The organism is Chelatococcus albus (genome assembly GCF_030067675.1).
Taxonomy (GTDB): domain Bacteria; phylum Pseudomonadota; class Alphaproteobacteria; order Rhizobiales; family Beijerinckiaceae; genus Chelatococcus_A; species Chelatococcus_A albus.
Genome location: NZ_JASJEV010000002.1, coordinates 373,979 through 386,626 on the forward strand (window position 1 = coordinate 373,979; position 12,648 = coordinate 386,626).

General features: G+C 69.7%; 14 protein-coding genes and 1 other RNA gene. 9 read left to right on the forward strand and 6 right to left on the reverse strand.

From position 1 onward, the window contains the following. The first annotated feature begins 14 nt into the window (after nucleotides 1-14). Both QNA08_RS05415 and QNA08_RS05420 read left to right on the forward strand, forming a co-directional pair. Entirely contained in the window at nucleotides 15-875 is an 861-nt protein-coding gene (locus QNA08_RS05415; RefSeq protein ID WP_283739646.1) for a prephenate dehydratase, read from the forward strand. 228 nt (nucleotides 876-1,103) lie between these two features. Next, a complete protein-coding gene (locus QNA08_RS05420) occupies nucleotides 1,104-1,724 on the forward strand; it encodes a GNAT family N-acetyltransferase (RefSeq protein ID WP_283739647.1) in 621 nt (206 codons plus the stop codon). A gap of 42 nt (nucleotides 1,725-1,766) precedes the next feature. On the opposite strand, the gene nudC is transcribed toward QNA08_RS05420, so the two are convergent. Then, a complete protein-coding gene (gene nudC, locus QNA08_RS05425; protein WP_283739648.1) occupies nucleotides 1,767-2,744 on the reverse strand; it encodes an NAD(+) diphosphatase in 978 nt (325 codons plus the stop codon). 16 nt (nucleotides 2,745-2,760) lie between these two features. Continuing rightward, entirely contained in the window at nucleotides 2,761-3,192 is a 432-nt protein-coding gene (locus tag QNA08_RS05430) for an HIT domain-containing protein (RefSeq protein WP_283739649.1), read from the reverse strand. A gap of 98 nt (nucleotides 3,193-3,290) precedes the next feature. On the opposite strand from QNA08_RS05430, the gene ffs reads away from it, so the two are divergent. The 4 genes from ffs to recR all read left to right on the forward strand — a co-directional run bounded on the left by ffs (nucleotide 3,291) and on the right by recR (nucleotide 6,590). Continuing rightward, nucleotides 3,291-3,387: signal recognition particle sRNA small type (gene ffs, locus QNA08_RS05435), an RNA gene on the forward strand. 137 nt (nucleotides 3,388-3,524) lie between these two features. Continuing rightward, nucleotides 3,525-5,408, forward strand: a complete 1,884-nt coding sequence (locus tag QNA08_RS05440) for a DNA polymerase III subunit gamma/tau (protein WP_283739650.1) — start codon at nucleotides 3,525-3,527, stop codon at nucleotides 5,406-5,408. Between the two features lie 152 nt (nucleotides 5,409-5,560). Further along, nucleotides 5,561-5,881 carry a YbaB/EbfC family nucleoid-associated protein gene (locus tag QNA08_RS05445; protein WP_283739651.1) on the forward strand — a complete coding sequence of 107 codons (321 nt, stop codon included), beginning with the start codon at nucleotides 5,561-5,563 and terminating at the stop codon, nucleotides 5,879-5,881. Nucleotides 5,882-5,987: 106 nt separating this feature from the next. Beyond that, nucleotides 5,988-6,590, forward strand: coding sequence for a recombination mediator RecR (gene recR, locus QNA08_RS05450; protein ID WP_283739652.1), 603 nt, complete (start codon nucleotides 5,988-5,990; stop codon nucleotides 6,588-6,590). 72 nt (nucleotides 6,591-6,662) lie between these two features. On the opposite strand, the gene QNA08_RS05455 is transcribed toward recR, so the two are convergent. Beyond that, nucleotides 6,663-7,052 carry a COG4315 family predicted lipoprotein gene (locus QNA08_RS05455; RefSeq protein WP_283739653.1) on the reverse strand — a complete coding sequence of 130 codons (390 nt, stop codon included), beginning with the start codon at nucleotides 7,050-7,052 and terminating at the stop codon, nucleotides 6,663-6,665. Between the two features lie 95 nt (nucleotides 7,053-7,147). Beyond that, nucleotides 7,148-8,323, reverse strand: coding sequence for a DNA recombination protein RmuC (locus QNA08_RS05460; protein WP_283739654.1), 1,176 nt, complete (start codon nucleotides 8,321-8,323; stop codon nucleotides 7,148-7,150). Between the two features lie 90 nt (nucleotides 8,324-8,413). On the opposite strand from QNA08_RS05460, the gene QNA08_RS05465 reads away from it, so the two are divergent. The 3 genes from QNA08_RS05465 (at nucleotide 8,414) to truA (ending at nucleotide 10,757) form a co-directional block, all read left to right on the forward strand. Beyond that, nucleotides 8,414-8,935 carry a peptide deformylase gene (locus QNA08_RS05465; RefSeq protein ID WP_283739655.1) on the forward strand — a complete coding sequence of 174 codons (522 nt, stop codon included), beginning with the start codon at nucleotides 8,414-8,416 and terminating at the stop codon, nucleotides 8,933-8,935. A gap of 83 nt (nucleotides 8,936-9,018) precedes the next feature. After that, complete coding sequence (gene fmt / locus QNA08_RS05470) at nucleotides 9,019-9,951, forward strand: methionyl-tRNA formyltransferase (RefSeq protein WP_283739656.1); 933 nt, start codon at nucleotides 9,019-9,021, stop codon at nucleotides 9,949-9,951. Between the two features lie 62 nt (nucleotides 9,952-10,013). After that, nucleotides 10,014-10,757, forward strand: a complete 744-nt coding sequence (truA, locus tag QNA08_RS05475; RefSeq protein ID WP_283739657.1) for a tRNA pseudouridine(38-40) synthase TruA — start codon at nucleotides 10,014-10,016, stop codon at nucleotides 10,755-10,757. Here truA and QNA08_RS05480 read toward each other — a convergent pair whose 3' ends face one another. Both QNA08_RS05480 and dapE read right to left on the reverse strand, forming a co-directional pair. Further along, nucleotides 10,758-11,348: a hypothetical protein gene (locus QNA08_RS05480; RefSeq protein WP_283739658.1), complete on the reverse strand. Its 591-nt coding sequence runs from the start codon at nucleotides 11,346-11,348 to the stop codon at nucleotides 10,758-10,760. It lies immediately after the preceding gene. 81 nt (nucleotides 11,349-11,429) lie between these two features. Continuing rightward, nucleotides 11,430-12,620, reverse strand: a complete 1,191-nt coding sequence (gene dapE / locus QNA08_RS05485) for a succinyl-diaminopimelate desuccinylase (protein ID WP_283739659.1) — start codon at nucleotides 12,618-12,620, stop codon at nucleotides 11,430-11,432. Nucleotides 12,621-12,648 lie beyond the last annotated feature (28 nt).

Consider the following 12,648-nt stretch of genomic DNA (forward strand, 5'->3'; position numbering starts at 1 on the left):
AGAGGAAGCCCGTCATGCCCGTCCGCAAAGTCGTCGCCTACCAGGGCGAGCCCGGCGCCAATTCGCACATCGCCTGCCGGGACATGTATCCCGACTGGGAACCCTTGCCCTGCCCGACCTTCGAGGACGCCTTCGCCGCGGTGTCGGATGGCACGGCCGGGCTCGGCATGATCCCGATCGAGAATTCGATCGCGGGGCGCGTCGCCGACATCCACCATCTCCTGCCGACCTCGGGGCTGCACATCGTCGGCGAATATTTCCTGCCCATCCATTTCCAGCTGCTCGCGGCCAAGGGCGCGACTCTTGCCACGATCAAGACCGTGCACAGCCACGTCCACGCCCTCGGGCAGTGCCGCAAGATCATCCGCAAGCTCGGCCTCAAGCCGGTGGTGGCCGGCGATACGGCGGGCTCGGCGCGCCAGGTGATGGAGTGGAACGATCCGACGCGCGCCTCGCTCGCGACGCGGCTCGCCGGCGAGATCTACGGCCTCGACACGCTCGCCGAGAACGTCGAGGACGAGGAGCACAACACGACGCGCTTCGTCGTTCTCTCGAAGGAGCCGCGATGGGTGGCGGCCGGCAACGGCCCGACCGTGACGAGCTTCATCTTCCGCGTGCGCAACGTCCCTGCCGCCCTCTACAAGGCGCTCGGCGGCTTCGCCACCAATGGCATCAACATGACGAAGCTCGAGAGCTACATGGTGGAGGGGCAGTTCTTCGCCACCCAGTTCTATGCCGAAGTGGACGGCCACCCGGAGGATCGCCCGCTGAAGCTCGCGCTCGAGGAGCTCGCCTTCTTCTCGAAGGAATTGCGCATCCTCGGCGTGTTCCCGGCGCATCCCCTGCGCCAGAACCTGACCGAGGCCGCGGAATAGCGGAAGGGCCGCCCGACGATCGCGTCCGCACCGGATGGTTCGGCGCGCGGCGCGGGCGGGGCCTGACAAAGTCTGCGTTCGTGCTACCCTGACGACTGCCGTTGCGGCAGGTTTTCCGTGATGTTCGGTACGCCGGCGCCCGTGAAGGCGCACTGTCGTACCATTGTCGCCCATTTATGGCCTTTGTCATTGCGGATGCTCCGCGTTGCAGAAAGAGGGAGCCGCGTCATGACCATCGTCGTTCGACAAGCGAACCACAACGATGCCGCCGCCGTGGCCCGTCTTTACGCGGCGGCGTGGCTCGAGACCTATCGCGGTGTCGTGTCGGAGCACGTGCTGCACGCCCAGGCCGAGCGCGTTCAGGCCGAGGGAACTCCAGGCCTTTCCGACGATGCCGGGCCGTCGACGGCCGCCTACGTGGCCGAGTTTCGCGGCGAGGTGATCGGCTTCGGCACCTGCGGGCCCGTGCGCGGCGAGGCGCTTGGCACGAGCGGCGAGATCTATGCCGTCTACGTGACACGCCGCTACCAGTTCCGCGGCATCGGCAGCCGCCTCATGGGCGTCATGGCGCGTCATCTGTTGCGCCACGGGCTGGGGAGCGTCGGCCTGTGGGTGGCGCGGGACAACGTCGCCGCGGTTGCCTTCGCGCGCGCGCTCGGTGCGGTCATCACCGGCGCACGCGCCGAGCTCGATCCGCATTTCCCGGTGACGGAGCTCGCGATCACCTGGTCCGAGACGCGCGATCTCACCCTGTGGGACGACGAGTCCGAGGCCGCCGTGCGCGACCGGGCGGCGCGCGGCGCCTTTCTCGCCGGCTACGGTCAGCAGCTCGCCCATAGCTGCCGGTAGGGGGGCGGTCCGCGTCGCCTCCAGGCGGAGCGGGTCGTTGCCTCAGATCCGCTCGTCGCCGTTGACGAAAGCCTCGATGATGTGGCGGGCGATCGCCACCGGCGGCGGGGCGGTCAGGCCCTCCGCATGCGTTCCGTCCAGCATGGCGGAGGCGGCCTCGCGCGAGAACCAGCGCGCATCCTCGAATTCAAGCCGGTCGACCACAAGCTCCTCGTCGAGTGCCTCGGCGAGGCAACCGATCATGAGCGAGGACGGGAATGGCCAGGGCTGGGAGGCGAGGTAGCGGACCTTGCCGGTGCGGATGCCCGCCTCCTCCATCAGCTCGCGCCGCACCGCATCCTCCACCGTCTCGCCCGGCTCGACGAAGCCGGCGAGGCAGGAATAGGTGCCGGGTGCAAAGCGCGCCTGCCGTCCCAGGAGGCAGCGCTCGCCACGCACGGCGAGCATGATGACGACAGGGTCGACGCGCGGGAAATGCTGCGCGCGGCAGGCCGCGCAGTCCCGCCGCCAGCCGCCCGCGGCGGGCGCGGAGCGGGCGCCGCAGTTGGCGCAGAAGCGGTGGCGCTGGTGCCAGTGGAGGAGTGCCTTCGCCTCCCCGAGCGGTCCCACCTCGCGGGCCGGCAGGAGGCCCTGGACGGCGATGGAGCGCAGGTCGACGACGGCGAGGTCGGCACGGGCCTTCAGGGGCTCGGCCTCGGCCGCCGGCAGGAGCGTCGCGAAGAGCGGCGTGCCGTCGATCGTGCCGAGGAAGGGAACCTCGGCGATCTCGCCGAGCGCAGCCGCCTCTGCAAGGGAGAAGCGCGCATCGAAGCCATCTCGGGCGCGCCTCAATACGGGGATCTCGCCGGCGATGACGAAGGTGCGCGCGTCGCCGCGCCGGTAGAGCGCTTCGATCTCCTCCGGCCGTTCGCGGCGCTCGGAGTGGCGTTCGAGCGGATTGTCGGCGAAACCGGTTGCGGCGGACCGCTCGGGCCGGCGAAAGGGGATGGCCTCGGCGGCAGCGCTCGGGTTCAGCTTCATGGCTCTTTCCGGGAGATCAGGCGAGCCCGACGGCGCGGGCGAGGTCGGTGACGAAGGCGTCGCGCACGGCCGCTTCGTACGGCTCCGGGCCGCCGATGCCCCAGACGGGCTTGGGCCAGGCGGCGTCTTGCGTGAAGCGTGCGATGACGTGGACATGGAGCTGCGGCACCATGTTGCCGAGAGCGGCGACGTTCAGCTTGTCCGGGCTCACGAGGTCGCGCAGGGCGCAGGCCACCGTGCGGATTTCGGTGAGGAGAGTGGCGGCGTCGATCTCGTCGAGATCGATGAGGTCGCGCATGCCGGGGCGCCGCGGAACCAGGATCACCCACGGGAAACGGGCGTCGTTCATGAGGAGCAGGCGCGACAGGCCGAGGTCGCCGATCGGCATGGTATCGGCGGCGAGACGCGAATCGAGGGCGAAATCGGAGGAAACATCGGACTCGGACATGCCCGCGACGGTAATCGAGCGGGCAGGACTTTGCACGTCCCCATGACGCATGCACGCTACGCCTTGCGTCCGGCCTCCCTTTCCCCGATATAGGGGGCGGGAGGTTGGCGTTGGACGTTCCACTCGCCAACCGGGTCAGGTCCGGAAGGAAGCAGCCCTAACGAGACCGGGCGGGTCTTCGTCCAGCCTCCCACCTGCCGCATGCAGAGCATGCGAAACGACCGGGGCGTGCGCTCGGGCAAGCCGCAGCATGCGCGGTCGCTGCCCCGCCGGCGGTTCCGATCCGCGCCGGTGGCGCCGTGCCTCCCCGCCGCTCGTCGAGAACCGCGCCGATGGACGATACGCCTTCCGTGGAGCCCGCAGCCGAACCCGCCGATGCGCCAGGGCTGCCGGGCTTCGTGCCGGCTCCGCGCGCCGCGGCGACCGCTCCCTATCGCGTTCTTGCCCGCAAGTACCGGCCGAGGAGCTTCGAGGACCTGATCGGCCAGGAGGCCATGGTCCGCACCCTGTCGAACGCCTTCGATACCGGACGCATCCCGCAGGCCTGGATGCTCACCGGGGTGCGTGGCGTGGGCAAGACGACGACTGCGCGCATCCTCGCCCGCGGCCTCAATTACGAGCTGCCGGACGGCAGCGGCGGGCCGACGATCCACATGCCCGTGCTCGGCGTGCACTGCGAGGCCATCATGGAATCGCGGCACGTGGACGTGCTCGAGATGGACGCCGCGTCGCACACCGGCATCGACGACGTGCGCCAGATCATCGACGGTATCCGCTATGCCCCGACCTCGGCGCGCTACAAGGTCTACATCATCGACGAGGTTCACATGCTCTCGGAGAAGGCGTTCAACGCCTTCCTGAAGACGCTGGAGGAGCCGCCGCCGCACGCGAAGTTCGTCTTCGCCACCACCGAGATCCGCAAGGTTCCGGTCACCATCCTGTCGCGCTGCCAGCGCTTCGACCTGCGCCGCATCGACCCGGGCGTGCTCGTCGCGCACCTCGATCGCATCTGCGCCGCCGAGGGCGTCGCGGTGGAGGACGAGGCGCTCGCGCTCATCGCCCGGGCGGCGGAAGGCTCGGCTCGCGACGCGCTGTCGCTCCTCGATCAGGCCATCGCGCACGGCGCCGGTCACGTCGGCGTGGAGGCGGTACGCGCGATGCTCGGCCTCGCCGACCGCGCCCGCATCATCGACATGTTCGAGGCGGTGATGCGCGGTGACCTGGCTGGCGCGCTGGCCGAGCTCAAGTGGCAATATGATTCGGGCGCCGACCCCGCGGTCATCCTCACCGACCTTGCAAGCTTCACGCATCTCGTCACACGCCTGAAGCTCGTGCCGGAGGCGGGCAAGGATCCGGCCCTGACGGATGCCGAGCGCCGGCGCGGCGGCGATTTCGCCGGGCGGCTGTCGATCCGCGCCCTGTCGCGCGCCTGGCAGATCCTGACGAAGGGCCTGTCCGAGGTGCAGGCAGCTCCCCGGCCGATCGCCGCGGCGGAGATGCTCCTCGTGCGTCTCGTCTATGCCGCCGAACTGCCCACGCCGGACGAGGCGCTGCGCCAATTGCGCGACGGCGGCCTTGGTGGTGGTGCGGGGCAGGGCGGGGCCTCCGCCGCATCGGGCCCCGGGCCGCAGGCGCTCGCCCGCCCACGCCCGATGCTCGCCATTTCCTCCGGCGGAGGGGGGGCTGCGGCTGCGCCGATTGCGGTGCGCGCCGAGGCCGGCGCGCAGCCGCAAGGCCAGACCGCCGTCCGCCTCGCCCGGTTCGAGGACGTGGTGGCGCTTGCCGGCGAGAAGCGCGACATCGGCATCAAGATGGCGCTGGAGCGCGACGTGCGCCTCGTGCATTTCGAGGAGGGGCAGATCGAATTCGCCCTCGCCGATGGGGCGAGCAAGTCGCTTGCCGGCGATCTCGCCCGGCGCCTGCAGGAGTGGACGGGCCGACGCTGGGTGGTGGCCGTCTCTTCGCAGGAGGGGGCGCCGACGCTGCACGAGATGGCTCAGGTCCGGGCGGAGGAGCGGCTGTCCGACGCCGCCTCGCATGCGCTGGTCAAGGCGGTGCTCGCCCGCTTTCCCGGAGCCACCATCGTCGACGTGCGCGACGTGAGGCAGGAGGAGCCGCCGGCAGAACATGCTCCGCCGTCCGGCGAGCCGGGCGAGCTCTCTGACGCCGATCTCGCGGCCGGGGCCGGCTCGGGCTATACGGACGATGATTTCTGACGAATCCCGCGCCGACGCGGGCTCGGGAATGATGCCGGAAGATGGTGCCACCCTTGGGAGCGCACCATGTTCAAACGATTGGAATCATTCAACGTTCCTGTCATTGGGTGGGAGCGTCCAATGGCAGGGACGTTGATCCGGGAGAAGCGACCATGCGCGACATCATGGGCCTGATGAAGCAGGCGCAGGCCATGCAGCAGAAGATGGCCGACATCCAGGCCGAACTCGACAATATGGAGGTCGAGGGCTCCGCCGGTGGCGGCGCCGTCACCATCAAGATGACGGCGAAGGGCGCGATGAAGGCCGTGTCGATCGATCCGAGCCTGCTCAACCCCGACGAGAAGGAGATCGTCGAGGATCTCATCGTGGCGGCTGCCAACGACGCGCGGGGCAAGGCCGAACGGCTGATGCAGGAGCGCATGGCCGAACTGACGAAGGGCCTCCCGCTTCCGCCCGGCCTGAAGCTCTTCTGAGGCGCCGGGCACATCGGCAGCGAGCCGGCCCGAGGACGTTCCGCCTGCTTGCGAGGGCGACGGCGGGATCTGGCCCGCCCGTATCCTCGCGTGATGGAAACCGGCGATGCCCGCAGCCATTGGCCCCGAGATCGAACGCCTGATCCAGCTCCTTGCGCGCCTGCCGGGGCTCGGTCCCCGTTCGGCCCGGCGTGCAGCGCTGCATCTCATCAAGAAGCGCGAGCAGCTCCTGTCGCCGCTCGCCGAGGCCGTGCGCGTGGCGGCGGAGCGTGTCGTCACCTGCTCGGCCTGCGGCAATGTCGATACCTGCGATCCCTGCAGCATCTGCCGCGACGACCGGCGCGACGCTTCCATCCTCGTCGTCGTTGAGGATGTGTCGGACCTCTGGGCGCTGGAGCGGGCGGGCGCCATCAACGCGCGCTACCACGTGCTCGGCGGCGTGCTCTCGGCGCTCGACGGCGTGCGGCCGCAGGACCTGAGCCTCGACAAGCTCCTGGCGCGGGCGGCGGACCCCGCGGTGAAGGAAGTGATCCTGGCGCTCAACGCCACGGTCGACGGCCAGACGACCGCCCACTACGTCACCGATCTCCTCGCGAGCCTGTCGGTCAAGGTGACGCGGCTCGCCCACGGCGTACCCGTCGGTGGCGAGCTCGATTATCTCGACGAGGGCACGCTCTCGGCCGCCATCCGGCAGCGGACAACGTTCTAGATCGCCATCCGCCCCGCATCGTCTGCCACGATGGACCCGCGGCAAGGACCTGCGCCGCGGGTCCGCTTCGCCTCACGGCTTGGCGATGTGCCAGACATTGTTCACGCCATCGCCCGTTGCATCGCCGGGCTTGGTGTCCTTGGCCCAGGTGTAGAGCGGCTTGCCGTCGTAGGCCCATTGCAGGGAGCCGTCGTCGCGCTGGACGAGACTCCAGGCGCCCGAGGCCTTGGCGCCGGCGGAGGCCGTGAAGGGCGGCCAGTTCTTGGCACAGTCGCCCGTGCAGTTGGATTTACCGGCGGTATCCCTGTCGAAGACATAGAGGGTCATGCCCCTGGCATCGACATAGGCCTTGCCCTTCGCCGTCTCGGCGACCCTGGCCGGGGCGGCGCCCTGGGCGAGGGCCGCCGGGGCCGCGAGCGTGGCAGCGGCGAGCATGGCCGCCGCAGCGAGCGTCTTGATCATAGAGTCGTCTTCCTCTTCGCAAGGCCCCATGGGAGGCCCGAGGGATTGAACACCATGGCACCGTCGTTGTTCCCGCCCTGCCGGCGGTGCGTGCCTCACTCCGCGGCGCGCAGCGCCTGTCCGACTGCGGCGGGCCGTGCCGCGTCGCCCCTGTCTTCGAACTCCAGCGCCTCGATCCGCTCGCCGCGCTTCACGATCTTGTCGGCGGAAATCTTGATCTGGCCGACATCGTCCTGCGCCTGGCGGAAATGTGCGTCGAGCTTGGCGACGCGGTCGCCGAGGCGGCCCACGTCATCGAGCAGGCGGCGCACCTCCACCTGGATCTTCTGCGCCTCCTCGCGCATGCGCGCATCGCGCACGAGCGCCTGCATGACCTGGATGGCGAGCGCCAGCAGCGAGGGCGAGACGATGACGACGCGGGCGCGGTGGGCGCGCTGCACGACGTCCTCGAAATGCTCCTGCAGGTCGGCGTAGATGGCCTCCGACGGCACGAAGAGCAGCGCCATGTCCTGCGTCTCGCCGGGCAGAAGATATTTCTCGGCGATGTCCCTCACATGGGCCGTGACGTCCGCCTTGACGCGCTGCGCCGCCTGCCGGCGCGTCTCCTCGCTCGGCGCCTCGCGGAAGGCGATGAAGCCCTCGAGCGGGAACTTGGCATCGATGACGAGCGGATGGTCGCCGGGCAGGCGCACGAGGCAGTCCGGCCGGCGGCCGTTCTTCAGCGTGGCCTGGAACTCGTAGGCGCCGGCCGGCAGGCCGTCGCGCACGATCGCCTCCATGCGTCCCTGGCCGTAGGCGCCGCGGGCCTGCTTGTTGGCAAGGATGTCCTTGAGGCCCACGACCTCGCCGGTCAGATCGGTCAGGTTCTTCTGTGCGGCGTCGATGACAGCGAGGCGTTCGTTGAGCCTGGCGAGGTTCTCGACCGTCTGGCGCGAGGTGGCCTCGAGCCCCTGACCGACGCGGTGCTGCAGCCCGTCCAGGCGCTCGGTGATGAAGCGGGCGAGATCGCCCTGGCGTGTGCCGAAGATCTCGGCCACCGTTTGCATGCGTCCCGTCATCTCGGCCTGCAGGCGCGCAAGCTCGGCCATCTTGTCATCCATCTCGCGGGCGCGCTCGGCAGCGGCGGCGGCCTCGAGCACGCGCTCGTGCCAGCCGCGCGCCAGCATGACGGCAAGGGCGGCGAGGAGCGCGACGGCTGCGAGGCCGAGGCCGAGGGTGGCCTCGGCAAGGGTGACGGCGCGGCCGGCGATGACGAGGAGCGTATCGTTCATGGGTGTCAGCCTAGCCGATTCGAGGATTGCATGCGAACATAAGCGGAACACATTGACCGCTGGCGCACAAACGCTTATCTCGCTGTCGCCATGGCCATCAGACCCATCGTTCTCATTCCGGACCCGCGGCTGAAGCGCGTTTCCGAGCCCGTCGGCCCCGTCACCGACGAGATCCGGGCGCTCGCCGCCGACATGTTCGAAACCATGTACGACGCGCCGGGTATCGGACTCGCGGCGATCCAGATCGGCGTGCCCAAGCGTCTCGTCGTCATCGACCTCGCCCGCGAGGGCGAGGAGAAACGGCCGATGGTGGTCATCGACCCGGAGATCCTCTGGACCTCGGAAGAGACGAACCTCCACGAGGAGGGCTGCCTGTCGATCCCCGAATATTACGAGGAGGTCGAACGCCCGGCGCGCGTGCGGGTGCGCTACAGGGATCTCGACGACAAGGTGCACGAGATGGAGGCGGACGGATTGCTCGCCACCTGTCTCCAGCACGAGATCGACCATCTCAACGGCATCCTCTTCATCGACCATCTGTCGAAGCTCAAGCGCGACCGCGTCATGAAGAAATTTGCGAAGGCGGCGCGGCGCGAGGCGCCGGTCGTCTGAGCCGTCCCCGTTCCGCCGACGCAGCGCGAGTTCTGAGCCATTCGCGGAGCCCGGCCGGGCTTCGCGCCGCCGGGAAGGATGCCATGTCTCTTCGCATCGTCTTCATGGGCACGCCGGACTTCGCCGTGCCGACGCTCGCCGAGATCATCGGCCAGGGGCACGATGTCGTCGCCGTCTACACGCGGGCTCCGGCGCCGGCCGGGCGCGGCATGGCAGAGCGCCCCTCGCCCGTGCAGGTGATGGCCGACCGCTTCGGCATTCCCGTCTTCACGCCGAAGACGCTGCGCGAGGAGGCGGCGCAGGAGGCCTTCCGCTCGCTCGGCGCGGACGTCGCGGTCGTCGTCGCCTACGGCCTCATCCTGCCGAAGGCGGTCCTCGAGGCGCCGGCGCTGGGCTGCCTCAACCTGCACGCCTCGCTCCTGCCGCGCTGGCGCGGCGCGGCGCCGATCCAGCGCGCCATCATGGCAGGCGACCGGGAGACGGGCGTCGCCGTCATGAAGATGGAGGAGGGGCTCGACACCGGTCCGGTCGCCATGGTCGAGCGCGTGGCGATCGCCCCCGACATGACGGCCGGCGAGCTGCACGACAGGCTCGCCGTCCTCGGTGCCGACCTCATGGTCAGGGCGCTCGCCGCCCTGTCGCGAGGCGCGCTCGGTTTCGTGCCCCAGGGGGAGGAGGGCGTGACCTACGCGCGCAAGATCGACAACGACGAGGCGCGCATCGACTGGTCGCGCCCGGCGCGGGAGGTGCATGACCGTGTGCGGGGCCTGTCGCCCTATCCCGGGGCCTTCTTCGAGGCCGACTTCGGCCGGGGGATGGAGCGCGTCAAGGTGTTGCGCACGGCCATTGCGGAAGGGGCGGCCGAGCCCGGCATGCTTCTCGACGAGCGTTTCACCATCGCCTGCGGCGAGGGCGCGGTGCGGCTCCTGCAGGTGCAGCGCGGCGGCAAGGGGGCCATGAGCGGCGAGGACTTCCTGCGCGGAACGCGCCTCGTGGCGAAGGTGTCGATCGCGTGAGCGCTGTGCGGCATCGCCGCCGGCACCAGCCGGGCGCCGCCCCAGCGGCCGGGTGAGGCACCATGCCCCGCTACAAGCTCGTCATCGAGTACGACGGCAGCGGCTTCGTCGGCTGGCAGTGGCAGGAGAACGGCCTGTCCGTGCAGCAGGTCGTGGAGGAGGCGATCCGGGCCTTCGCCGGTCAGCACGCCCGGGTCAATTGCGCGGGGCGCACGGATGCGGGCGTGCATGCCACGCATCAGGTCGCGCATGTCGATCTCGATCGCAACTGGCGTACCGATACAGTGCGGGACGCCACGAACGCGCATCTGAAGCTCGCCCGCGCACGTGTCGCCGTCCTTTGGGCGGAGGTCGTCGGGCCGGAGTTCGACGCCCGCCGCTCGGCCGTGAAGCGGCACTACCTCTACCGCATCCTCAACCGTCGCCCGCAGCCTGCGCTCGAAGCGGGCCACGTGTGGCACGTGCCGCGGCCGCTCGATGCGGAAGCCATGCACGAGGCCGCGCAGTTTCTCGTCGGCCGCCACGACTTCACCACCTTCCGCGCCGCCGAGTGCCAGGCGGCGAGCCCGGTGAAGACGCTCGACCGGCTCGACGTGGCGCGCACGGGCGAGGAGATCCGCATCTTCGCCTCCGCCCGCTCCTTTCTGCACCATCAGGTCCGCTCGATGACGGGATCGCTCGAGCTCGTGGGCGCCGGAAAATGGCGACCGGAGGACATGCGCCGCGCACTTCTCGCACGCGACCGCAAGGCCTGCGGCGCCATGGCGCCGGCGGCCGGGCTCTATCTCGTCGGGGTCGACTACTGATCAGCCGGTGAGGGCGTCGAAGAGGGTGGCAAGCCCGATCTCGACGGCGAAATCCGCGACGACGAGGGCCGCCGCGAGGCCGCCCGAGACGCCGAGGGTCACGCGCGCCACGAACCAGCGCAGGCGCGCCGCGATCACCATGAAGGCAAGGGCATAGAAGGCGCCGAGCCCGGGCGTCGCGAGCCCCAGCATGACGAGCGCCATCGGCACGGCGAAGACGAAGGCGAGGAAGGCGTTCGTCCAGTTGTGCGCGACGACGAAGGGCACATAGGCGCGTTCGAGGCCCATCAGGCGCACGAAGCCGATCATGAGGAGCGGGAAGGCGCAGAACAGCACCACGTGGGCGAGTGCGAAGGATAGCGTCAGGCCGAGATGATCGGCGAGCCGCAGGCCCTCCGTGCCGAGGCCACGCTGAATGCGCTCCGAGGCGAGCGCGACGACGGCGACCGGCAGGGTGAGGACGATGGCACCAAAGGAGCGCCAGAAGCCTTCGTAGCTGACGTCGAAGAGGCGGATGCCCTCGGCCTGGCGCTGCAGCAGCTGCCAGGACCCGCGGAGGGACCGGCTCACTTCGTCCGCTGTCAGCAGCATATGGAGCCTCCGCCGGTGATGCAATGCGCATAATACGAAAGTCGCACGACCTTCGTCTAGTGCAGCGGGCCTCACGGCAGATCAAGGCTGGGCGACGGACGTTCCGTCCGGCGCGAAATAGCTCGCCAGGACGTGCTTGTAGATTGCGGTCAGACGCCGGATGTCGGCGACGGCGGCCCGCTCGTCGACCTGGTGCATGGTCTGGCCGACGAGACCGAATTCCAGCACCGGGCAGTAATCCTTGATGAAGCGCGCATCGGATGTGCCGCCGGTCGTGGAGAGCGTCGGCCGGCGGCCCGTCGCCGCCTCGATCGCCGCGGCCGTCATGGCGACGAAGGGGCCGGGCTCGGTGACGAAGGCCGTGGCGTTCGTGGGCTCGAAGCGAAGGTCGTAGCGCAGGGCGCCGCCGGCTGCGGCGCCGACACGCCGCCGCAGCTCCGCCTCCAGGCTCTCGGGCGTCCAGATGTCGTTGAAGCGGATGTTGAAGGTCGCGCGCGCTTCCGCCGGGATGACGTTGGAGGCGGGATTCCCGACGTCGACGGTGGTCACCTCCAGGTTCGACGGCGCGAAATGCGCGGTGCCGGCATCAAGCGGCTCGTCGATAAGGGCACCGAGCAGGCGCAACATGCCGGGGATCGGATTGTCTGCGAGATGCGGATAGGCAACGTGGCCCTGCTGGCCGTGCACGACGAGGCGGCCGGTGAGGGAGCCGCGTCGGCCGATCTTGATCATGTCGCCAAGGGCCAGCGGATTGGTCGGCTCGCCGAGAATGCAATGGTCGAAGCGCTCACCGCGAGCATGGGCCCATTCGAGGAGCTTCACCGTCCCGTTGATCGCCGGGCCCTCCTCGTCGCCGGTGATGAGGAAGCCGATCGAGCCGGGAAAGCCGGGGTTCTCCGCGATGAACTCGATCGCTGCCGCCACCGAGCAGGCGACGCCGCCCTTCATGTCGCAGGCGCCGCGGCCGTGCACCTCGCCGTCGTCGATGACGCCGCCGAAGGGATCGTGCTTCCAGCGCGCGATCTCCCCGGGCGGCACCACGTCCGTATGCCCGGCAAAGACGAGGTGCGGCGCATCCGAACCGAACCGTGCATAGAGATTCTGGACATCCGGCGTGCCGGGGGCGGAGAAGGTCACGCGATGCACCGTGAATCCGGCCGCGCTCAGCACCTCGTCGAGCAGGGCGAGGGCGCCGCCCTCGGCCGGCGTCACGGAGGGGCAGCGGATGAGTGCCTGCGTCAGGGCGACGGGATCGACGACGGGATGGGTCATGCGCCGCGTCATCGTCGACACGGGACGC

What these genes read in the sequence shown, in the direction of transcription:
- QNA08_RS05415 (WP_283739646.1), top strand. Translation starts at nt 15, where the DNA reads ATGCCCGTCCGCAAAGTCGTCGCCTACCAGGGCGAGCCCGGCGCCAAT.
- QNA08_RS05420 (WP_283739647.1), top strand. Translation starts at nt 1,104, where the DNA reads ATGACCATCGTCGTTCGACAAGCGAACCACAACGATGCCGCCGCCGTG.
- nudC (WP_283739648.1), bottom strand. Translation starts at nt 2,744, where the DNA reads ATGAAGCTGAACCCGAGCGCTGCCGCCGAGGCCATCCCCTTTCGCCGG.
- QNA08_RS05430 (WP_283739649.1), bottom strand. Translation starts at nt 3,192, where the DNA reads ATGTCCGAGTCCGATGTTTCCTCCGATTTCGCCCTCGATTCGCGTCTC.
- QNA08_RS05440 (WP_283739650.1), top strand. Translation starts at nt 3,525, where the DNA reads ATGGACGATACGCCTTCCGTGGAGCCCGCAGCCGAACCCGCCGATGCG.
- QNA08_RS05445 (WP_283739651.1), top strand. Translation starts at nt 5,561, where the DNA reads ATGCGCGACATCATGGGCCTGATGAAGCAGGCGCAGGCCATGCAGCAG.
- recR (WP_283739652.1), top strand. Translation starts at nt 5,988, where the DNA reads ATGCCCGCAGCCATTGGCCCCGAGATCGAACGCCTGATCCAGCTCCTT.
- QNA08_RS05455 (WP_283739653.1), bottom strand. Translation starts at nt 7,052, where the DNA reads ATGATCAAGACGCTCGCTGCGGCGGCCATGCTCGCCGCTGCCACGCTC.
- QNA08_RS05460 (WP_283739654.1), bottom strand. Translation starts at nt 8,323, where the DNA reads ATGAACGATACGCTCCTCGTCATCGCCGGCCGCGCCGTCACCCTTGCC.
- QNA08_RS05465 (WP_283739655.1), top strand. Translation starts at nt 8,414, where the DNA reads ATGGCCATCAGACCCATCGTTCTCATTCCGGACCCGCGGCTGAAGCGC.
- fmt (WP_283739656.1), top strand. Translation starts at nt 9,019, where the DNA reads ATGTCTCTTCGCATCGTCTTCATGGGCACGCCGGACTTCGCCGTGCCG.
- truA (WP_283739657.1), top strand. Translation starts at nt 10,014, where the DNA reads ATGCCCCGCTACAAGCTCGTCATCGAGTACGACGGCAGCGGCTTCGTC.
- QNA08_RS05480 (WP_283739658.1), bottom strand. Translation starts at nt 11,348, where the DNA reads ATGCTGCTGACAGCGGACGAAGTGAGCCGGTCCCTCCGCGGGTCCTGG.
- dapE (WP_283739659.1), bottom strand. Translation starts at nt 12,620, where the DNA reads ATGACCCATCCCGTCGTCGATCCCGTCGCCCTGACGCAGGCACTCATC.